Source organism: Sphingobium sp. LB126 (assembly GCF_002795205.1).
GTDB classification, from domain to species: domain Bacteria; phylum Pseudomonadota; class Alphaproteobacteria; order Sphingomonadales; family Sphingomonadaceae; genus Sphingobium; species Sphingobium chungbukense.
Genome location: NZ_NETV01000002.1, coordinates 850,069 through 870,217, shown reverse-complemented (window position 1 = coordinate 870,217; position 20,149 = coordinate 850,069). Strand labels below are relative to the sequence as shown.

The following is a 20,149-nucleotide window of genomic DNA, read 5'->3' as shown; positions in this document are numbered from 1 at the left end:
GGCTGGCCATCAGATCAACGCGTCCGCTTCCGCCAACGCTTCGAGCCTGTCCTTCCCGTAGCCAAGTATTTCGGCGAGGACATGGTCGTTGTCGCGGCCATAGGGTGGGGCACAGACCGCGTATCGCGCAGGCGTGCGCGACATCCGGAACGGTGCCGCCTCTATCATGGTCGTCCCGGAGAGGGGGTGGTCGATGCGGATCAGATGCTCGCGACCGCGCATTTGCGGGTCGGCGCCGAGTCCGTAGATGGACTGGACCCGATGGGCCGGGATGGCGCGCAGGCACAAACTCTTCTCCAGCCATTCGACATTCTGGTCCTTCGTCCACGTCTCGACGATCTGCTCAAGCGCCTCGACATGGCCGTGGCGCGCTTCCACGGTCGCGAAGCGGTGGTCGGCGGCCAGGGCCGCCCCGCCTATCAACTCCGCGAATGTCCGCCATTGCGCGTCATTTTCCACCGCGATGGCGATCCATTGATCGTCGCCCGCCGCACGGAACACGCCATGGGGCGCCATGGCGGCGTCTCTGTTGCCCATCGCCGCCTGCACCGCGCCTGTCACCGAATGGGCCGCGACCTGCGGCGCCAGGAACTGAACGCCTGCCTCGATCTGCGATATGTCGAGATGGCATCCCTTCCCGGTGCGCCGCCGATGATCCAGGGCGGCCAGCAGGGCAGTCAGCCCGAACCGTGGCGCGATGAAATCCGTGTAGGGGCCGTAAGGGCCGACCAGAGGGCCGCCTTGTTCGCCGACGATATGCTGGAAGCCGGAAAGCGCCGCGCCATGGTTCCCATAGCCGGAATAATGCGCATGAGGTCCATCCTGTCCCGAAAGCGACGTGCTGACCATGACCAGTGCGGGGTTCACGTCACGCAACTGGTCATAGGACAGGTTCCATTTGGCCATTTGGCCGGGGGTGAAGGATTCGACGACGACATCGGCCCATTGTGCGAGGTCGCGAACGACCTGGCGCGCCGCAGCCTTGGAGAGATCGAGCGACAGTCCCAGTTTTCCCGCATTGCAGGTTTCGAACAGCCCGGATTGCTGCACGTCATGATCGCCGTTCGGAAACGGTCCTATGACACGGGCGGTTTCCACCCGGCGCGAGGATTCGACCCGGACGACGGTCGCCCCGAAATCGGCCAGGGTGCGGCCGACCAGCGGTCCCGCCACGACCCAGGCAAGATCCAGCACTTTCAGCCCCGCCAGCGGCCCATCACCAGCCTCGCCGAAATCGGGGACCGGCGCGGGAGCCGCCACTTGGCCCGTCCATTGGCGGCGGACTTCCGCGTCGTGCTCGCCCAGCCGGGGCGCCGGGGAAGGCGGGACGAAAGCGTCGGGGCAGCCACGGGCAAAGGCTCCGGGCGTCTTGTAGGGGCCACAGGGGCCCTCGATGGTCTCCATGAAGTCCCGCGCCGCGAATTGCGGGCTGTCGATGAGATCAGCGATGGTCAGGATCGGCGCGATGCGAACGCCGCGGCGGATCGCGACCTCCACCAGTTCATCCTTGCGCCGCGTGTCGAGAAAGGACTGCACCCAGCAGCGGACGGAATCGAGGTCCGCGCTGCCTATCTCCCCGCCGATGATCCGCTCGTGCAGCCCGCTCCAGTCCCAGTTGCTGTAGATCGGGTGATACCAGCCTTCCTCGCGCATCCAGGCCATCAGCTTGTTGGATGCCGGGCCGGCGGCGGGTCCGATGCCCAGGTGCAACTCGGCCATTCCGTCGGACAGCGGCCATTTGGACTTTCGCGTCACCGATCCGCTGCCGCTCAGGTCCAGTACGGGTTCGCCGCCGGGTCTTGGGCGCGGCACGAAGTCGTCATGCCCCACGCCCTCCGCCAGCACCGCGCCGAGCGTGCATTGTGGAAGGGTCTGCACAACGGCCAGATCGACATGCTGGCCCATTCCGCTCCTGACCCGGTCGGCGAGCGCGATCAGGGCGGCGCCCACGGCCGTCGCCCCGGCGTGCAGATAGGATTGCGGAACGCTGATGCGAAGCGGCCGGTCGTCATGGCTGCGCGTCAGCCACATGGGACCGCCCGCGGCCCAAAGGGTGATGTCGCTGTCCGGCCAGTCGTGCTTTGGTCCTTCCAGTCCGAACGGGGTGATCGAGATATGGATGAGGCGCGGATAGCGCTCCGCCAGCGCGCGGGGATCGAGCCAGGAGGGGCGACCTCCGGCCGGCGTGGCGGACTCGATCAGGATATCGCATGATTGCAGGAGCTGGTCCCACAGTGCGGGCTCCGCACCGGGATCTGCGACGATCGATCGCTTGCCGGCGGCATAGGCCGCCCAGAATAGCGAATTCTCCCCGGACGGCCAGCTATCTGCGAAGGGGGGAAGCCGACGCGCGGGGTTGCCGCCCTGCGGTTCCAGTTGCACGACGTCCGCGCCCATCTGCGCGAACATATGGCCGGCCAACAGGCCGCGATGATCGCACAGGTCGAGCACTTTGTAGGGCTTCAGAAACCCTTCGCCATATCGGGTCATGCCATATTATTTCCGACGCCAAAGGATGAAGACTGCAAGAGCATCAGATGAGGGGGACATTCGCGAAGTGTTTCAGCCCCGCGACCTCCATCTGGTGCTGCTCCGGCCCGGATGCGGGCACATGATCGCCGTCGCGGTCGCCGATCCTGTCCATATGCGAAAGGACAGCGGCTGCGATATCCTGCTCGCCGTTGAGATAGGTGCCCCTGGTCATGGTGACATGGGCCTGGGCAAAGCGGCCGGCACCGGCAAGGACGATCGCGCGGGTCGGCGCCTCTTGCGCGCACAGCGCGACCACGGCGGGAGCCACCATGCCGCTTCCGAGACGAGCAAGGTCGCCGCTGTCGTAAAGGCCGCTGGTCATGCCCGTCGCGGCGCTGGGGGCCAGGCAATTGACATGAATGCCATGGCGTTCCCCCTCGATCGCCAATGTTTGCATCAGGCCGACCAGCCCCATCTTGGCCGCGCTGTAATTGGCCTGACCGAAATTCCCGTATAGTCCTGACGAAGAGGTGGTGAAGACGATCCGGCCATATTGCCGTTCCCGCATCAGGTTCCACACGGCGTGCGTACAGTGGACCGATCCCATAAGGTTCACGTCGATCACGGCGCGGAAATCTTCGATCGTCGATTTCGCGAAGGTCCGGTCGCGCAGGATGCCCGCATTGTTCACGAGGATGTCGATCCGTCCATAGCGGGTCATGACGCTATCGATCATCGCGTTCACGGAGTCCGGGTCGGCGACGTTGGCAGGGCACGCCATCGCCTGTCCACCCGATCCCACAATCTCCTGTGCAACGCTTTGCGCATCCTCACATGACAGATCGTTCACCGCGACAATGGCGCCGTGCCGGGCCAACGCGAGGGCGTGGGCGCGCCCCAGCCCTTGTCCCGCGCCCGTGACAAGAGCGACGCGAGGGGAGAGGGAAATGCGGGAGGCTGTCATGGATCATCCTTTGCAATGACTATGCCCGCCGGTTGCGGCGGCGGCATGGGGGCGACGAAACCCCTTCACAGGGGCGCAACGTCGGCATGAAGGCGGATAAGGGGTTTGCCGGTGAAACCTCCGGCGAAAAGGTCCTGGATGGCGTTCGGTACGCTTCCCAGGCCAGTGCGGACTTCCTGCCATGGGCGAACCGTCCCCTTCGCGATCCACGCCGCCATCCGTTCGCGGAATGCGACGAGAAGGTCGGCGCGGTCGGAATAGGGCAGAAAGCCTTCGATCCGGATCCGTTGCGTCACGATCCGGTTGAGGTGGCGCATCGTCTCGGCGACCTGGTCCTGGTTATAGCTGCCGATCATGCCACTGATCGCGAACCTTGCTCGCGGGTTTGCGTTGGCAAGCGCAGCGTCAAGATGATCGCCTCCGACATTGTCCAGATAGGCATCGATGCCCTGGGGCGCGGCCGCCGCCAGCTTTTCGTCCAGCGATCCGGGTGATTTATAGTCAATGACGGCGTCTGCCCCGATGTTCCTGAGAAGCGCGCATTTGTCGCTGCCGCCGGCGGAGGCGATAACCTTCAGGCCGATGGCCTTGCCGATCTGCACGGCCGTGCTGCCGACTGCACCCGCCGCGCCGGACACGAAAAGGGTTTCGCCCGGCTCCGCCTTGCAGATTTCCAGTAATCCGAAATAGGCGACGAAGCCTGTCGATCCCATGGCGTTCAGATAATCTTCGGGCGAACCGATCGAAGGTAGCTTTTCGAACGCGGCCGAAGGTCCTTGCCCGAAGTCGCGCATGCCGAATTGGTGAAGGGTCATGTCCCCCGGCTTGAAGTCGGGGGCGCGCGAAGCGATGACTTCGCCCACCGCCCATCCCGGTATCGGGGCGCCCAACGCATAAGGCGGAAGATATCCGCGCGTTTGCGCGGACATCCGCACCCGCATGGCCGGGCCGACCGTGAGCCAGTCGTTGCGAACCCTGACTTCCCCATCGGCGAGCGGCGCGTCCTCAAAGTCGCGTAGCTCGAAAAGATCGCGGGTCGGCAACCCTTCCGGTCGCGCGATCAGCGTCCACGCCTGAAATTTACTGCTCATTATAGGGCTTCTCCAACGGTTCGCCTCAGGACATCTTCTTCATCAGGCGTCCATCGCGACGATGACTTTTCCGACGGCGGATCGGCTCGCCAGCCTGGCGATCGCCTCGCCTCCCCGGGCAAGGGGGAAGACCCGATCCACTCTTGGCCTGATCCGGCCGGCGCTCCACCAGTCGATCAAGCGCATGACGTTGCGCCGGTTATGGTCGGGCGCGCGCTGGGCGAAACCTCCCCAGAAAATGCCGCGAATATCGCAGGACTTGAGAAGCGGCAGATTCAGGGGAATTCTGGGGATGCCGGCGGGGAAGCCGACGACCAGATAGCGGCCTTCCCATGCGACGCAGCGAAGTGCCGGTTCGGCATAATCGCCGCCGACCGGATCATAAATGACATGCGCGCCTTCCGGCCCCGCCAAATCCTTGAATGCCTGTCCCAATGCGCGCGCCTGATCCCTGTCGAACGGCGCCCGATCGTAGACCATGGCATCATCCGCTCCGGCGGCGAGGGCGACCTTGGCTTTCTCCTCGCTGGATACCGCGGCCACGACGCGAGCGCCCATGACCTTCCCGACTTCGATCGCCGCAAGGCCGACGCCGCCGGCCGCTCCGAGGACCAGCAAGGTCTCGCCCTCTTTCAGGTCGCCGCGATCCGCCAGGGCATGTATGGTGGTGGCGTAGGTGAGCAGAAGCCCGGCGGCTTCTACTGGATCCCGTCCTTCGGGAATCCTGAACGCGTCCTTGGCATCGCAAACCGCATATTCGGCAAGACCCCCGCTGGATTGGGATAAGGTGGCGATGAGGCTGTCGCCTTGCCGCCATCCCTCCACGCCAGCCCCGACCGCATCCACCGTTCCCGAAACCTCGACGCCCGGCGCGAAGGGTCGTGGCGGCTGGAACTGATATTTGTCCTGGATGACCAGCACGTCGGGATAATTGATCCCACATGCCAGCACGCGCACGCGCAACTGGCCGGGACCGGGATCAGGGATGGGGACGTCCGACAGCCTCAATGTTTCGGGGCCACCGGGCTCCACGGAAAGCAGGGCCTTCATCACAGTATCTCGAACAGCCCTGCCGCGCCCATGCCGCCGCCGACGCACATGGTGACGACGACATAGCGAACCCCCCGCCGCCGTCCCTCAATCAGGGCATGGGCCACCAGCCGGGTTCCCGACATGCCATAGGGATGGCCGATGGAGATCGCGCCGCCATTCACGTTCAGGCGATCGTCGGGAATGCCCAGCCTGTCCTGGCAGTATAGCACCTGGACCGCGAAGGCTTCGTTCAATTCCCACAGGCCGATATCGTCCATGGTCAGGCCGAAGCGCTGGAGGAGCTTCGGTATCGCGAACACGGGGCCGATGCCCATCTCGTCGGGCTCCGTGCCAGCGACCGCCATGCCCAGATAGCGGCCCAGCGGACGCAGGCCACGCTCGGCGGCGAGCCCGGCGTCCATCACCACGACGGCTGCCGCGCCGTCGGACAATTGGCTGGCATTGCCCGCCGTGATCGTGCCGCCTTCGACTACGGTCCTGAGCGCGGCCAGACCTTCGGCGGTGGTTTCTGGCCGTGCACCCTCGTCCTGGGTCAGCGTGACGTGCTTCGACGATTGTTCGCCGGTGGCCTTGTCGCGGACCGTCATGGTCGCTTCGACCGGGACGATCTCCTCGTCGAACGCGCCTTCCTTCTGGGCCGCAGCCGTGCGTTGCTGCGAACGCAGGGCATAGGCATCCTGACGCTCGCGGCCGATGCCGTAGCGCGACGCGACGGTTTCGGCGGTCTGGAGCATTGGCATGAACATGGCGGGCACCATCGCCACCAGTTCGGGATCCTCGTCGATCCGGAGCGCCTCCGTCTGCACCAGCGAGATGGATTCCACCCCGCCCGCGACGACCACCTTCATCCGGTCGACGATGATCTGCTTGGCGGCGGTCGCGATCGTCATCAGGCCGGACGCGCATTGCCGGTCGATCGACATGCCCGCGACGCTGACGGGCAGACCGGCCCGCATCGCCGCCGTTCGCCCGATCGTGGACTGATATCCCTGCTGCATCGAAGCGCCCATCAGCACGTCGTCGACTTCCGCTGGATCAATGCCCGCGCGGGACACCGCGGCCCGGATCGCGTGGGCGGCGAGCGTGGGGGAGGGGGTCGCGTTGAACGCCCCACGATAGGCGCGCCCGATCGGCGTGCGTGCTGCCGACACGATAACGGCATCTTGCATCATAATTCTCCTCGGCAGACCTTCAGGTCATATGAAATATTGGGTGATCCACCGCGCCACGATGGCGGGTTTTTCCTCGCCTTCCACTTCGACGCGGATATCCAGCGACTGTTCAAATTGTCCCGGCGACTTTTCCCTGACGCTCGCAAGGGTGGAGGCGGCGCGAATGCGGCTTCCCGCCCGTACCGGCGCAACGAACCGGATGCGGTCGAAGCCGTAATTCACCCCCATCTGCACATCGGGCCATCGCGCCTCGGCAATTTTCTGCTCCAGATGGGCCAGCAGGGACAGAATCAGAAAACCATGCGCTATCGTGCCGCCGAAGCGAGTTTCGCGCGCGCGGATGGGATCGACATGGATATATTGCCGATCCATCGTTACGTCGGAGAAACGATCTATCATAGCCTGATCGACCGTCAGCCAGTCCGAATGGCGGGTGACGCCCAGTTCGGCCTGCAAGCGTGCCAGCGTCTCGCTCACCCGGCCTGTTTCCCGTCGAGCGTCAGCCCGTTGCGCGCCGCCTCCACCAATCTCGGGGACAGGGAGAAGTCATCGCCCAGCCGGTCGGCATGGCGTTCGAGCGCGGACACGACATGGCTGAGCCCCGTCTGTTGCGCCCAGAACATCGGCCCGCCCGTATGGCGCGGCCAGCCATAGCCGTAGATCCAGACGATATCGATGTCGGACGCGCGCTGGGCGATGCCCTCGCTCAGGATCTTGGCGCCTTCATTCACCATCACATGCATCGTGCGCACCATGATTTCCTCGTCGGATATGGCGCGTGGGGTGATGCCCGCCCTCGATCGATACTCATCGATGATAGCATTCGCCGCAGGGGAGGGGGACGGGCGCCTTTTCCCGTCATAATCGTAGAAGCCGCCGCCCGCCTTCTGGCCCCAGCGGCCAACGGCGTTCAGCGCATCGCGCAGGCTTTCGATACGCGTCGGGTCGCGGTGCCAGCCGATATCCACGCCGGCGAGGTCGATCATCTGCAACGGGCCCATCGGCATCCCGAACGCGACCGAGACGCGGTCGATCTGTTCGGGCGTCGCCCCCTCCAGCAACATGTCCATCGCGCCTTCGAGGCGGGGGTCGAGCATCCGGTTGCCGATGAAGCCGAAGCATACACCCGAGACGACGGGGACCTTGCCGATCTTGCGCGCGATGGACATGCCGGTGGCCAGCACATCGGGCGCGGTCTGCGCGCCGCGCACCACTTCGACCAGCTTCATGATATTGGCCGGCGAGAAGAAATGCAGGCCCAGCACGTCCTGCGGGCGAGTGGTGGCTTGCGCGATCTCGTCGATCGAGAGATAGGAGGTGTTCGACGCGAGAATGGCACCTGGCCTCGCGATTCCGTCAAGCCGGGCGAATATTTCCTTTTTCACGTCCATATTCTCGTACACGGCTTCAATGACGAGATCGCAGTCCGCGAGGGCATCGAAATCGAGCGTAGGGGTGAGCAGGGCCATGGCGGCCTCGACCTGCGCGTTCGTCATCCGACCCTTGGCAGCGGTCGCCTCGTAATTTTGCCGGATGAGACCGGTGCCGCGATCCAGCGCCTCTTGCGCCATCTCGACGATGGTGACGGGGATGCTTGCGGACAGGAAATTCATCGATATGCCGCCGCCCATCGTGCCGGCGCCGATCACCCCGACCTTTCCGACCGGGCGCAGGGCGACATCCTTCGGCAGGTCGTCGATCTTGGCGGCGGCGCGTTCGGCGAAGAAGGCATGGCGCAGCGCGCGGGACTGGGCGCCGTCCATCAGTTCATGGAACAGCGCGCGTTCCCTTTCCTGACCCGCGGCAAGCGGCAGCGTCGTTGCCGCCCTGACGGCTTCGATACAGGCGCGGGGGGCGTCCAGTCCGTTGATCTTGCGGCCATTATGTTCGACGAACCGATCGAACTCGTCGGCTTCGAATGCGACCGTCCTTTCGCCGGTCGCGCGCGGTTCCTTCAGCGTCGCGGCGAAGGCCACGGCTTCTTCCAGAAGATCATCCTCCGCCACGATCCGGTCGATCAGGCCCAGTTCCTGCGCCTTGCTGCCCGAAATGGGCGTCCCGGAAACGATCATGTCCAGCGCGGCGGAAACGCCGATCAGACGGGGAAGACGCTGCGTGCCACCGGCCCCGGGCAACAGGCCCAGCGCCACCTCCGGCAGACCCAGCTTCGCGCTGGCGGTGGCGATCCGATAATGGGCGCCCAGCGCGACTTCCAGACCGCCGCCCAGCGCCGACCCGTGAATCGCCGCGACGACCGGCTTGGCGCTGGCCTCGATCGCGTCGATCACGGTGGACAGTCCCGGCTCCGCCAGGGGTTTGCCAAATTCCGTGATGTCGGCCCCCGCGCAGAACATGCGTCCGCCGCCATGGATGAGGATGGCGGACACGCTATCGTCCTTCTGTGCCGCCTCTATCGCCTGATGGATTCCGCGCCGGACCGCTTCCGACAGCGCGTTGACGGGTGGGTTGGCGATCTGGATGCTCAGAACCGGGCCGTGGCGATGGGTTTCGATCATGGTCTCTCTTTTCCAATAAGGTCTTCGTCCCGAGTCATGCGGGTCACGCGACGGGTCCGATCGTCATGCCGCCATCCACGATGATCGACTGGCCGGTCACATAGGAGGAGGCGTCCGACGACAGGAACAGGGCCGCGCCCGCCATTTCTTCCGGCTCGCCGATGCGGCGCAGCGGGATCTGGCGGCTGAAGGCCTGCTCGGCCGCCGGATCCTCCCACAGCGCCCGCGCGAAATCGGTGCGCGTCACACCCGGCGATATGGCGTTGACCCGGACCCTGTGCGGCCCGAATTCGACCGCGAGGTTGCGCACCATCTGCAGGTCCGCCGCCTTCGACATATGATAGGTGCCGATCACGTCCGATCCGATATAGGCGCCGATCGAAGAGACGATCACGATGCTGCCCGACCGCCGCTCCACCATCCCCGGCGCCACCAGTTGCACCAGCCAGTGGTTGGACATGATGTTGTTTTCCAGGATCTTGCGGAACTGGTCGTCGCTGATGCCCAGCGTCGGCCCATAATAGGGGTTGGACGCCGCATTGCAGAACAGGATGTCGACCGGGCCGAGCCTGTTTTCCGTGGTCTTGACCAGCGCCTCCAACGCCGCCTTGCTGGAGATATTGGCTTCGACGGCCAGCGCGCGCGCTTCACCGCAGCGCGCGTTGATGGCGGCCGCTGCCTCCTCGCATGCCGCCTGCTTGCGGCTGGAGATGACGACGCGGGCGCCCGCGTCCGCCAGCGCCTCCGCAATGGCGCGGCCGATCCCGCGCGACGAGCCTGTGACTATGGCGACCTTGCCATTGAGATCGAAGAGCTTGCGCATTGCCTGTTCCTGCCTTTGTCCTGATGCGTCAGCTTCGTGCCGGGCCGATCGCCATGCCGCCGTCGATGATCATCGACTGGCCGGTCATGAAGGCGCTGGCATCGGCTGCCAGGAACACGGCCGCGCCTGCCATGTCGGTGGCTTCGCCGACGCGGTTCAGAGGGGTGCGCTTGAGCAGCATTTCCTCGCCATGGGGGTCTTCCCACAGCCGCTTGGCGAAATCCGTCCTGGTTATGCCGGGTGAGACGGCGTTGACCCTGATGCTGTGCCGGCCCAGTTCGACGGCAAGGTTGCGGACCAGTTGCAGGTCGGCGGCCTTCGACAGATGATAGGTGCCGATCGTGCCGGAGCCGAGATAGGCGCCGAGCGACGCCACGACCACGATCGACCCTGCCTTGCGTTCGATCATTCCGGGCGCGACCTGCTGCACGAGCCAATGGGTCGACAGGATGTTGCTGTTGATGATCTTGTGGAATTCCTCGTCCGGGATTTCCAGCGTCGGGCCATAATGCGAACTGACCGCCGCATTGCACACAAGGACATCGACGGGGCCGAGGCGCTTTTCGGTTTCCGCGACAAGCGCGCGCACATCCTCCTTCACTGCGATGTCGGCAGGGATCGACAAAGCGCGGTCCTCCCCCAGCCGGGCGTTGATGCCGTCCGCCACCGTGTCGCACGCCGCCTGCGTGCGGCTGGAGATGACGACCCGCGCGCCCGCGTCGGCGATCGCTTCCGCAATGGCGCGGCCGATGCCGCGCGATGACCCGGTCACGATGGCGACCTTGCCGCTGAGGTCGAAAAGCTTGCTCATGATTGACTCCGGCTGTTCATAGGTTGGGTGCTCCCGCGATCCGTGCCTGTTCCCAGCCGAGGCGGGCCATCGGTACGAGTTTTGCGGCCGATCTTTCCGCCTCCAGGCTGGAGGCGGTTCCGTCGATGATGCGCTTGCGGATGCCCTGGACGATGCCGACGATCCGGAAGAGGTTGAAGGCGAAGTACCAGTGCGGGTTCGCGACGCGCGGACGCTCGCTCAACGCGCAATAAAGGTCGGTGATGTCCTCCAGCGACGGGATGCCCAGCGGGGCCAGATCCACCTCGCCCAGCGCCGCCAGACCGTCTGCGGGCATGATCCAGTGGACCGCGAAATAGCTGAAATCGGCGAGGGGATCGCCGATCGTGCTCAGTTCCCAATCGATGACCGAAGCGACCTTCCCCCCGGACGGATCGAAAATGAGATTGTCCAGCCTGTAGTCGCCATGAATGATCGTCGCCGACGACTGCTCCGGCACCGTACGCGAAAGCCAATCCATCAACTTCTCGACTTCCGGCACGTCCTCCGTCTGCGCCGCGCGATATTGCCGGCTCCAGCGCGCCACCTGCCGCCCGAAATAATTGCCGGGTCGGCCATAATCGGTCAAGCCCACCTGAGCGGGATCGAAGCGATGGAGCCGCGCGAGAGTTGCGACCATCTGCTCATATATCTCGCGCCGCTCCGTTGGTTCATGATCGGGCAGCTTTCCATCCCAGAACGTCCGCCCATCGACCCGCTCCATGACGTAGAAGGCCGATCCGATCACCGTTTCGTCCTCGCACAGCGCGATCGGTCGTGGCACCGGAAAGCCCTCCGGATGCAGCGCGCTCAGCAGGCGATATTCGCGATCCACGGCATGAGCGGAGGCGAGCAGGGCGCCTGCGGGCTTGCGACGAAGCACGTAGCGCTTCGTCGCCGTGTCGAGCGCGAAGGTGGGGTTGGACTGGCCACCCGAAAACTTGTCGAGCGTGATCGGCCCCGCGAACCCAGCGACATGCGTGCCCATCCACGTCGCCAACCTGTCCAGGTCGATGGCGGTTCCGACGGCCGCCGGTTCCGATATCGCGCTCATGTCGAACGGCCGTTGCGACGCAAACGGGTGCGCGTGGACATCATCAGCGGGAGACCCCGATCGTGCCGCTGGTAGGGCCGTCGGCCCTGACCTCCCTGAACTTCCCGAACTCCGCTCGCGCGATCGCCCGCGCATGGACCTCGTCCGGTCCGTCGGCCAGACGCAGCGTCCGCGTATTGGCCCAGTCGAAGGCCAGGTCGAAATCGTCGCACACGCCCGCGCCGCCATGCGCCTGAATGGCGTCGTCGAGGATCTGGCACGCGATGGTGGGGGCCTGGACCTTCAGCATCGCGATTTCGGTCTGCGCGCTCTTGTTGCCGGCGCGGTCCATCATGTCCGCCGCCTTCAGGCAGAGCAGCCGGGTCATTTCGATGTCGATGCGCGCGCGCGCGATCCGCTGTTCCCACACCGAATGGCTGGCGATCGGCTTGCCGAACGCCTGGCGGGAAAGCAGCCGCCGGGTCATGGCTTCCAGCGCATTCTCCGCGACGCCGATGGTGCGCATGCAATGGTGGATGCGGCCCGGTCCCAGCCGCCCCTGGGCAATTTCGAACCCCCGCCCTTCCCCCAGCAGCATGTTGGCCGCGGGAACCCGCACATTCTCCAGCACGACTTCGCCATGTCCATGCGGGGCATGGTCATAGCCATAGACGTTCAGCATCCGCTTGATGTGGACGCCCGGCGCATCCATCGGCACCAGGATCATGCTCTGCTGGCGATGGCGCTCCGCGTTCGGATCGGTCTTTCCCATGACCACCGCGACCTTGCAGCGCGGATCGCCGGTGCCGGTCGACCACCATTTGCGGCCATTGATGACATAATGGTCGCCATCGCGTCGGATCGACGTCTGGATGTTGGTGGCATCCGAACTGGCGACATCGGGCTCTGTCATCAGGAAGGCGGAGCGGATCTCGCCATTCATGAGCGGGCGAAGCCATTGCTCCTTCTGGTCGATCGTGCCGTAGCGATGGAGCACCTCCATATTGCCGGTATCGGGGGCCGAGCAGTTGAACACCTCCGATCCCCAGAAGACCCGCCCCATCTCTTCCGCGCACAAGGCATATTCGAGATTGGTCAGTTGCTCGCCCTCGAACACGAAGCTGCTATCGACATGCTCCTGACCCGAGTGGGGGGGCATGAACAGGTTCCACAGGCCCGCTCGACGGGCTAGCGGCTTGAGTTCCTCGATGACCTCGATGACCTTCCATCTCGGCTCGGTCGCCACCTCGGCCGCATAGTCGGCAAGGCGCGGCCTGACATTGGTCTCTATGAAGGCGCGGACACGATCGCGAAATGACGACTGCCGGGCGGTGAGTGAGAAATCCATTATATATCCCTTGGTGATCTGGCGTGATGGTCCGGATTCAGTCTTGCAGGGTCTCGGCCAGCAAAAGCAGGCGGACCTCGTTCTTCAGGACCTTGCCGTTCGCGTTTCGTGGCAGCGGTCCGTCGTGAAATCGGATGACGATCGGAATCTTGAACGCGGCCAGGCGCTGGCGCAGCCACAGTTTCAGCTCTTCCTCTGCGGGGGTATGCCCGTCCGCGATCTGGACCATAGCGGCCGGTTCCTCGCCCAGCCGGTCATGGGGCAGCGCCACGACCGCCGCGTCCGTCACGGCGGGGTGGCTGAACAGCGCGTTTTCCACCTCTACGGCGTAGATATTCTCGCCGCCTCGGATGATGACATCCTTGCTGCGGCCGACGATGGTGCAAAATCCCTCCTCGTCCAGCCGGGCCAGGTCTCCCGTATGCAGCCAGCCGTCGCCGAAGGTCGCCTCTGTGGCTTCGGGGTTCCGCCAATATCCCATGACGATCTGCGGTCCCCGCACGCGCAGTTCCCCGATCTCGCCGATCGGGACGTCCTGGCCCGCCTCATCCGTGACGCGCAGCTCGTCCACCGGCAGCGGCGGTCCGCAACTGTCGGGCCGGTTTAGATAGTCTTCCGCGCTATGCCCGGTGATCGTGCCCGACGTTTCCGTCATGCCCCAGCCATTATAAGGCACGGCCGCCAGTTCGCGCTGGATCAGAACGGGCAGGTCCGGGGCGGCGGGTGCGCCGCCATAGGGAACATAGTCGAGCGAACTCAGATCATATCGGCTTCGATCGGGGCTGTCGATCAACTGCCAGGCGATCGTCGGAACGCCGCCGGCCGATGTGATGCGCTCCCGCTCGATGAGGGACATGGCTTCCACTGGATTCCATTTGTGCATCAGCACGATCTTGCCGCCGCAGGCCAGGGCGGACATCAGCAGCGATGCGCAGCCGGTGACATGGAACAGCGGAATGGTCATCAGCGTGACCGATGGCGGGAGCTCGCGAGCCGGCTCGCCTCGGCGCAAGGCGCCGCGCTGGGCGATGAAATCGCCTGCAAGCAGGCCCGAAAGCATGTTGCGATGAGTGCCCAGCGCGCCCTTCGGCCGGCCGGTCGTGCCGCTGGTGTAGAAGATGGTCAGCGGATCGTCGGGCGCCATCGCCACAGCGGGCAGCGGCAGAACGGGCAACGAACCATAGCCGGCGGGCAAGCCGATGACGCTTTCCAGCGATGCGACGTCCGGGCGGGACGAGCGCGAAACGATCACCTTCATGCGATCGGTGAACGCCGGGTCCCCTGCTGTCAGGCGCTCCAGCCGTTCCTCATCGCAGAGGAGCAGCGTGGAACCCGACTGGTCGAGCGCGTAGCGAAGCTCGTCACCCGTCCACCACGCATTGAGCGGGACGACGATCGCGCCACACAGGCCTGCCGCGAACAATGCCACCGGCCATTCGGGCAGGTTCCGCATCGCAAGCGCGACGCGATCGCCCGGCCGCACGCCCTGCCGCACCAGATGATCCGCCAGCTTGGCGACTGCCCGGAACCAGCCGTCATAAGTGATGCGCTCGTCATTGAAGACCAGGAATTCCCGCTCGCCATGTTCGGCCTGCACCTCCCTCGCCAGATCCGCAATGGTGGCGGGCAGGCGCGCCCATGTCCGCAGTTCGCGACCATTGATAAGCGCCGTGCCGATTTCAAAGCGGGAGCCGGGAACGCAGAGTTGTGCTTCTGCGTCCTTGAGTGACATTACCGGCCAGGATTGCATCATTCTCCGTTCCTCTGATGGTCGGTCGACATCGGTCTGGGTCATTTCTCTTCTAGAAGTGGTATCCGAACGACGCGCCGATCTGCCGGGGCGGCTGATACTGGCTGAGCGCGAGCGAGCCGATCAGGGCAGACACGACGATCACGTTGGACCTCACCTGCTTGTTGGTGACGTTCTTGGCGAACAGGCTCGCGGTCACGCGGCGGTCCGCGCTTTCATAGTTCAGGGACAGGTTGAGTTTGCCCGCCGCTGCCTGCGAGGATACGGGGATGTTGAACTCGCTGAAATACAGCTTCGACTTCCAGTCATAGCGGGCACCCAGGGTGATCTTGCCCGATGATAGCGGTACGTCGTAATAACCGCCGGCGCTGACGCTGAACTTGGGCGCCTGTGGAAGAGTGTTGCCGTCGAGGTCGAACCGGCGGGTACCGTCCGGGTCGATCGTGCCCAGGTCGGGCCGGGCGGGATCGCCCGTCCGGAAGCGGTCGAATGTCGCGTGCAGATAGGCGCCCGACACTTCGAACCGCAGCGCTTCGATGGGCCGGATGACGGTTTCGACCTCGAAGCCATAGATGGTTGCCTTCGCGGCGTTGACGACCTGCGTCGATGCGCCGTTGATCTGGTTAACCTGCAGATCCTTGTATTTCATGTGGAAGGCGGCGAGGTTGGCCTGCAGCGCCCGGTTCAGGAACAAGCCCTTCAGGCCGGCTTCGAGGTTGCTGTTCTTTTCCGGATTGAACGCGGGAGCAAGACCGCCGGCCGAGAAGCCGCCGCCCTTATAGCCGGTCGCATATTTCACATAACCGTCAAGCGTTGGGCTGAAGGCATAGGAAGTCCCCACTTCATAGGTGATTTCGCTCGACGACGTGCTCTGCCTGGGCAGAATGCCGATATAATTGTTATAGTCGTCCAGATCGACCTTCTTGTCGTGCGTGTAGCGTAGGCCGGCGAAGATCTTGGCCTCCGGCGTGAACGCATATTGGGCATGGCCGAAAAAGGCATAGGAGGTGGTGTTGATCCTCGCGCCCAGATCCACTGGCATGGGCAGCAGGCTGATGGGAACGGAGATGTCCTGCTTGAGCTTTTCGTGGAAGAAATTGCTGCCCAGAATATAGGTGAAGGGCTTGTCCGGTTCGGACGTGTACAGCAACTCGCCATAATATTGATGGGTGCGGTTCTTGAAGTCGGAATAGGTGTGGAGCGCGCCGGTGCCGTCGCCGTCCTGGATATTGTGGATGTCGGCATCTGCATAGGAACCGAGCATCTTCACATTGCCGCTGCCCAACGCCCAGTTCAGGGTCAGGTTCACATTCTTGCCCTCGATCCGCCTGAGGCCCTCATTATTATAGACTTCGCGCTTGCTGACATTTCCGGTGGGCTGTCCGACCAGGATCGCGGGGAGCGGTTGGGCGGGATCGGGGGTGCCTTCCAGGAACACGGCGGGGCCATCGGAATGGTCGCGCTGATATTCGACCAGCAGACGGGCGTTGAAACTGTCGGAAGGCTCCCACTTGATCTGGCCGCGCACGGACTGGTTGTTGGCATCGTCGAGCCGGTTCGAAGGATTGGTCGTGACCAGATTGTCCGAATAGCCCGGCGCGTAGTTTTGTGGCGTCGCCAGATTGCGGGTGTAGCCGCGATTGTAGGTCTGCTGCGCGGAGAGGCGGGCCGTCCATGTGCCCGATGCATCGAGCGGGCCGCTGATGTAGCCCGTGCTGTTGATCCTGCCGGGGTCTATGCCTGCTGTGATGTCGATGCCATAATGCACATCCTTGGTCGGCTCGTTCGGTATGATGTTGATCGCGCCTCCGGTCGCGTTGCGGCCGAACAGCGTGCCTTGCGGTCCGCGCAATACCTCGACGCGCGCGACGTCCAGGAAGGTCGACAATGTCAGCAGTGGCTGAGCCATGTAGACGCCGTCCACCTGGATGGAGACGCCCGCGTCCGAACCCGCATTGATCGACGAGCCGTTGCCGATACCGCGGATCGCGACATTCGCCGAGTTATAGGAATTGCCGATCTGAAGGTTCGGATTGGGACCAACCAGATCGGTGAGCGCCACTGTTTGGGCCGCCCGCAGGCGATCGCCCGAATAGGCCGAAACCGCGATGGGCGTTTTCAGGATCGTCTCGCTTCGGCGAGATGCCGTCACCACAATATCCCCTAGCTGCCCGGCGCCGGACGATTGAGCGCTCTGAGCCTGAGCCTGTGCCTGCGCGTCAAGCGCTTGCGCATGGACTGATTCCGTAACCGCTGCTCCACAGAGCAGCACAATGATGTATGAACCTTTCGACATATTAACCCCTCCAAGATTTTTATCTTTTTGTGCTGATTCGTGTTCTATCGATTTCCGGCGGAGGGAGAATGATGGTTGATCGCACGAGCGACGTCGCAATTTGCCGCAAGGAAAGTTGTGCCGTCGCTCGGCATGGATCGTAAGCGCTCGCCAGATGGCGTGCGGATTGAATTTACAGCCAGAATCGGCCCGACGTGATCAATGTCAGATCATGCGCGAACTCGCGGCGCACGTTGGCCAGGTCCTCTGTTTGCGAGCCGGTAGCGACCAGCCGGATCAGCTTCCCGGTGAACAATGCCTGGGACAGTAGTGGATCGATCGGCCGCAGCGACGATGAGATCGGCGTCAAAAGACGTCGCCAGGCACTGTGCTGATTCTCGATGTCGTTCCATATCGCGGATTGCAGCGACGGCTGACGACTGGCCTCAAGCCAGACCCGGTAGATCGCCAGACTTTCCCGCGCATATTCGGTCGCCTCGCGGAAGAAGATGACGGTGGTCCGGTCGATCAGCTCTTCCAGGCTTTCGTGCCCGCGATCCAGCGGGGCGACGGTACGATAGCGGTTCTTCGCATTTTCAAACAAACGGTGCTGTGCCGCCGCGATCAGGCTGGCGGTCGTCGGGAAGTGGTAAAAGGCGCCCGATGGCGACAGGCCCGCCTTGCTGGCCATCGCCTTCAGGCCGATCGCCGTCTGGCCCTTCGATACCAGTTCATCCATCGTTGCCGCGAGAATGGCTTCACGGGTCACCGCCGATTTGCCGCTCAGCCGGGCTGGTTTGGCGGCCGGTGTTTCCTCATGCCGTCGCCAACGATCAAGGGGGTCTTCGCCGGCGTTGAACACTGCGCGAAGATCATCCTCCGAAGGGCGGAGCACCAGCACGAAAAGCAACAGCCCGGCCGTGACATCGCCATAGGATCGAGCGGCCAGCGCGCCGTCGCTGCCACCCACGGTCAGTGACCATTCACGCCAGATTTCCGCCGCCGCTGCAAACCATCGATGCGCCAGACCCAGCGATTCCGCATGGCGGGGGGCGTCCAGCATGATCTCCGTCCAGCATGTGCACCGCACGCGCAATGCGCCGGTAGCTTCGAGAAGGAATTGCAGAACCTGGGATCGGGGATGGAATTCTTCCGATTGCCATTCCGGGTTGACCAGATCTGGCCGTGGGAGCAGCAACCTGTCCTCGTCGAGCATCGCCTGCGACACCGCGGCCAAGATGTCGAACTTGCCGGTGAAATGATATGTGGTTGATGCGAGGGAGACATCTGCGGCGCGGGCGATCGCACGGTGCGTTATGCCCGCAATGCCTTGATCGGCCAGCACGCGGATCGCACCTTCGATGATCCTTTTGCGTGTGTCGACGGACCTTGCCTGCGCAGGCTTTCTCTTCGGTCTATGTGCTTCTGTGAGCGAGTTCCGGGTCAGGGGAGGGCGGCGGAGTGCGGGCACGTTTCGATCTTCCCTCTGTTGACGCGGCCGAAGTGGCATTGCTCCGGCCCCATTTTTGTCTTATAGTACTAATTATTGCAAGAGGCGGTCTCGTTATATGAGGATCGCCGGAAGGGAGGCTGGATATGAAAGCGAACCCATGCGGTGCAGAGAATGCACGCAGCTATTCGGCGATGCTCGGCTCAGCGGTGCGGGCCGGTGATTTTCGCAGTCATCGTCCCGCGCTGTTCACGAGTAACGAAGTAAGCTTCGGAGCGGAACAGCTTTCGATCCATTATGTCGAGACGTTTTTCGGACGGGAACGCGCGCATGCGTTGCTGCTCGGCGCTGGATTATGCGATGCCAAGGGCAAGATGCCGGCAAGCATTTCCCGCGTCGACTTCTGGAATCTGTGCGTCGACGGGATCTTCAAATATAATGACGAAGGTCACGGGTGCACGCCGCTTCCCTTGCCCAAAGGCAGCTGGACCATGATCTTCACCGCGGTGAATCACATGGATTCGGTGGATGAGGGGCTGAAGCGCTTCTGTGATTTCGTACAGGTGATTCCATCCGGAATGACCGTCTCGGTCGGACACGGCACCGATGGCGTCCACGTCACCTATGCGATGAACGACCTGTCCGAACGCGGCGAAATCTACGTCGAACTGATCGCGTTGGTGTTCCACTGTGTATTGGTCTGGGGAACGGGCAGAGCGATTGAACCTGTGCGCATGAGATTGTCGAGCCTGTTGGGCGATCGCAAGGAATCGCTCCTGACGGGCCTGGCGACGAGCAGCTGGAGGCAGGGGACCGGGGTCTCCATGATCTATCCGAAAGAGATACTCGATCTGCCGCTGGGGGTGCGCCGCTACAAGAGTTTTTCCTTCCATGAATCGTCCGTTTTCATGGAAATGGCGGAAAAGCCGCCTCACGCGACGGATTCAGGTGCGTCGAGTTCACTGGTCAACGAACTGCGTGTGCTGATGCGGGATGAGATACCCCATCAACGTGTGGCGGCCCATAAGCTTGGTATGAGCGCGGCGACCCTGCAACGTCGACTCACGCAGGAAGGCACAAGTTTTCGTGAACTCTCGCGCGAGGTTCGGATGCGGAAACTTTGTACCTTGCTCGCGACCGATGCGAATCTGGACGACGTCGCCTATGATCTCGGTTTCTCGGACCGGCGCAGTTTGTGGCGCGCCTGTTTCGACTGGCTCGGCATGTCGCCGACGGCGTATCGGCTGCAACGTCGACTGTGCGAAAGCTAGAGCGATTTCCAGTCGGATGGCATCATCAGACGGTTAAGAAATCGCGGCAAAACAAAGAAATAGAGCGGCCGATCTGATTTGATCAGATCGGCCGCTCTAGGG

General features: G+C 63.5%; 15 protein-coding genes. 1 reads left to right on the top strand and 14 read right to left on the bottom strand.

Annotated elements, in window-relative coordinates; genetic code table 11:
* Positions 1-9 precede the first annotated feature (9 nt).
* The 14 genes from CAF53_RS20035 to CAF53_RS19970 all read right to left on the bottom strand — a co-directional run bounded on the left by CAF53_RS20035 (position 10) and on the right by CAF53_RS19970 (position 18,836).
* The gene (locus tag CAF53_RS20035) at positions 10-2,490 is read right to left on the bottom strand and encodes a CoA transferase (protein ID WP_100239341.1); all 2,481 of its coding nucleotides are present in this window, start codon (positions 2,488-2,490) and stop codon (positions 10-12) included.
* A 43-nt stretch (positions 2,491-2,533) separates the two neighbouring features.
* Positions 2,534-3,436 (bottom strand): SDR family NAD(P)-dependent oxidoreductase, encoded by a 903-nt coding sequence (locus tag CAF53_RS20030; protein ID WP_100239340.1) that lies wholly within the window; start codon positions 3,434-3,436, stop codon positions 2,534-2,536.
* Positions 3,437-3,501: 65 nt separating this feature from the next.
* Complete coding sequence (locus tag CAF53_RS20025; RefSeq protein ID WP_100239339.1) at positions 3,502-4,527, bottom strand: NADP-dependent oxidoreductase; 1,026 nt, start codon at positions 4,525-4,527, stop codon at positions 3,502-3,504.
* A gap of 42 nt (positions 4,528-4,569) precedes the next feature.
* Positions 4,570-5,577, bottom strand: a complete 1,008-nt coding sequence (locus CAF53_RS20020) for an NADPH:quinone oxidoreductase family protein (protein WP_100239338.1) — start codon at positions 5,575-5,577, stop codon at positions 4,570-4,572.
* Complete coding sequence (locus tag CAF53_RS20015) at positions 5,577-6,749, bottom strand: acetyl-CoA C-acyltransferase (RefSeq protein ID WP_046764279.1); 1,173 nt, start codon at positions 6,747-6,749, stop codon at positions 5,577-5,579. The genes CAF53_RS20020 and CAF53_RS20015 overlap by 1 nt, the downstream gene beginning before the upstream one ends.
* Before the next feature lie 27 nt (positions 6,750-6,776).
* Positions 6,777-7,229, bottom strand: a complete 453-nt coding sequence (locus CAF53_RS20010; RefSeq protein WP_242443535.1) for a MaoC family dehydratase — start codon at positions 7,227-7,229, stop codon at positions 6,777-6,779.
* Positions 7,226-9,268, bottom strand: a complete 2,043-nt coding sequence (locus CAF53_RS20005; RefSeq protein WP_100239337.1) for a 3-hydroxyacyl-CoA dehydrogenase NAD-binding domain-containing protein — start codon at positions 9,266-9,268, stop codon at positions 7,226-7,228. The genes CAF53_RS20010 and CAF53_RS20005 overlap by 4 nt, the downstream gene beginning before the upstream one ends.
* 43 nt (positions 9,269-9,311) lie before the next feature.
* Complete coding sequence (locus CAF53_RS20000) at positions 9,312-10,091, bottom strand: SDR family oxidoreductase (protein ID WP_100239336.1); 780 nt, start codon at positions 10,089-10,091, stop codon at positions 9,312-9,314.
* Positions 10,092-10,119: 28 nt separating this feature from the next.
* Positions 10,120-10,902 carry an SDR family oxidoreductase gene (locus CAF53_RS19995; RefSeq protein WP_100239335.1) on the bottom strand — a complete coding sequence of 261 codons (783 nt, stop codon included), beginning with the start codon at positions 10,900-10,902 and terminating at the stop codon, positions 10,120-10,122.
* Between the two features lie 16 nt (positions 10,903-10,918).
* A complete protein-coding gene (locus CAF53_RS19990) occupies positions 10,919-11,974 on the bottom strand; it encodes a phosphotransferase family protein (protein WP_100239334.1) in 1,056 nt (351 codons plus the stop codon).
* Positions 11,975-12,017: 43 nt separating this feature from the next.
* A complete protein-coding gene (locus CAF53_RS19985; protein WP_046764273.1) occupies positions 12,018-13,301 on the bottom strand; it encodes an acyl-CoA dehydrogenase family protein in 1,284 nt (427 codons plus the stop codon).
* 37 nt (positions 13,302-13,338) lie between these two features.
* Complete coding sequence (locus tag CAF53_RS19980) at positions 13,339-15,054, bottom strand: AMP-binding protein (RefSeq protein ID WP_242443534.1); 1,716 nt, start codon at positions 15,052-15,054, stop codon at positions 13,339-13,341.
* 49 nt (positions 15,055-15,103) lie between these two features.
* Positions 15,104-17,203 carry a TonB-dependent receptor gene (locus CAF53_RS29090; protein ID WP_197707492.1) on the bottom strand — a complete coding sequence of 700 codons (2,100 nt, stop codon included), beginning with the start codon at positions 17,201-17,203 and terminating at the stop codon, positions 15,104-15,106.
* Positions 17,204-17,519: 316 nt separating this feature from the next.
* On the bottom strand, positions 17,520-18,836 hold the full coding sequence (locus CAF53_RS19970) for a TetR/AcrR family transcriptional regulator (RefSeq protein ID WP_100239331.1): 1,317 nt from the start codon (positions 18,834-18,836) through the stop codon (positions 17,520-17,522).
* Positions 18,837-18,922: 86 nt separating this feature from the next.
* Here CAF53_RS19970 and CAF53_RS19965 point away from each other — a divergent pair, with 86 nt between their 5' ends.
* The gene (locus CAF53_RS19965) at positions 18,923-20,047 is read left to right on the top strand and encodes a helix-turn-helix domain-containing protein (RefSeq protein ID WP_100239330.1); all 1,125 of its coding nucleotides are present in this window, start codon (positions 18,923-18,925) and stop codon (positions 20,045-20,047) included.
* Positions 20,048-20,149 lie beyond the last annotated feature (102 nt).

Excerpts from the sequence above, each read along its gene's own strand:
- CAF53_RS20035 (WP_100239341.1), bottom strand. The coding sequence starts at position 2,490 with ATGACCCGATATGGCGAAGGGTTTCTGAAGCCCTACAAAGTGCTCGAC.
- CAF53_RS20030 (WP_100239340.1), bottom strand. The coding sequence starts at position 3,436 with ATGACAGCCTCCCGCATTTCCCTCTCCCCTCGCGTCGCTCTTGTCACG.
- CAF53_RS20025 (WP_100239339.1), bottom strand. The coding sequence starts at position 4,527 with ATGAGCAGTAAATTTCAGGCGTGGACGCTGATCGCGCGACCGGAAGGG.
- CAF53_RS20020 (WP_100239338.1), bottom strand. The coding sequence starts at position 5,577 with ATGAAGGCCCTGCTTTCCGTGGAGCCCGGTGGCCCCGAAACATTGAGG.
- CAF53_RS20015 (WP_046764279.1), bottom strand. The coding sequence starts at position 6,749 with ATGCAAGATGCCGTTATCGTGTCGGCAGCACGCACGCCGATCGGGCGC.
- CAF53_RS20005 (WP_100239337.1), bottom strand. The coding sequence starts at position 9,268 with ATGATCGAAACCCATCGCCACGGCCCGGTTCTGAGCATCCAGATCGCC.
- CAF53_RS20000 (WP_100239336.1), bottom strand. The coding sequence starts at position 10,091 with ATGCGCAAGCTCTTCGATCTCAATGGCAAGGTCGCCATAGTCACAGGC.
- CAF53_RS19995 (WP_100239335.1), bottom strand. The coding sequence starts at position 10,902 with ATGAGCAAGCTTTTCGACCTCAGCGGCAAGGTCGCCATCGTGACCGGG.
- CAF53_RS19990 (WP_100239334.1), bottom strand. The coding sequence starts at position 11,974 with ATGAGCGCGATATCGGAACCGGCGGCCGTCGGAACCGCCATCGACCTG.
- CAF53_RS19985 (WP_046764273.1), bottom strand. The coding sequence starts at position 13,301 with ATGGATTTCTCACTCACCGCCCGGCAGTCGTCATTTCGCGATCGTGTC.
- CAF53_RS19980 (WP_242443534.1), bottom strand. The coding sequence starts at position 15,054 with ATGATGCAATCCTGGCCGGTAATGTCACTCAAGGACGCAGAAGCACAA.
- CAF53_RS19970 (WP_100239331.1), bottom strand. The coding sequence starts at position 18,836 with ATGCCACTTCGGCCGCGTCAACAGAGGGAAGATCGAAACGTGCCCGCA.
- CAF53_RS19965 (WP_100239330.1), top strand. The coding sequence starts at position 18,923 with ATGAAAGCGAACCCATGCGGTGCAGAGAATGCACGCAGCTATTCGGCG.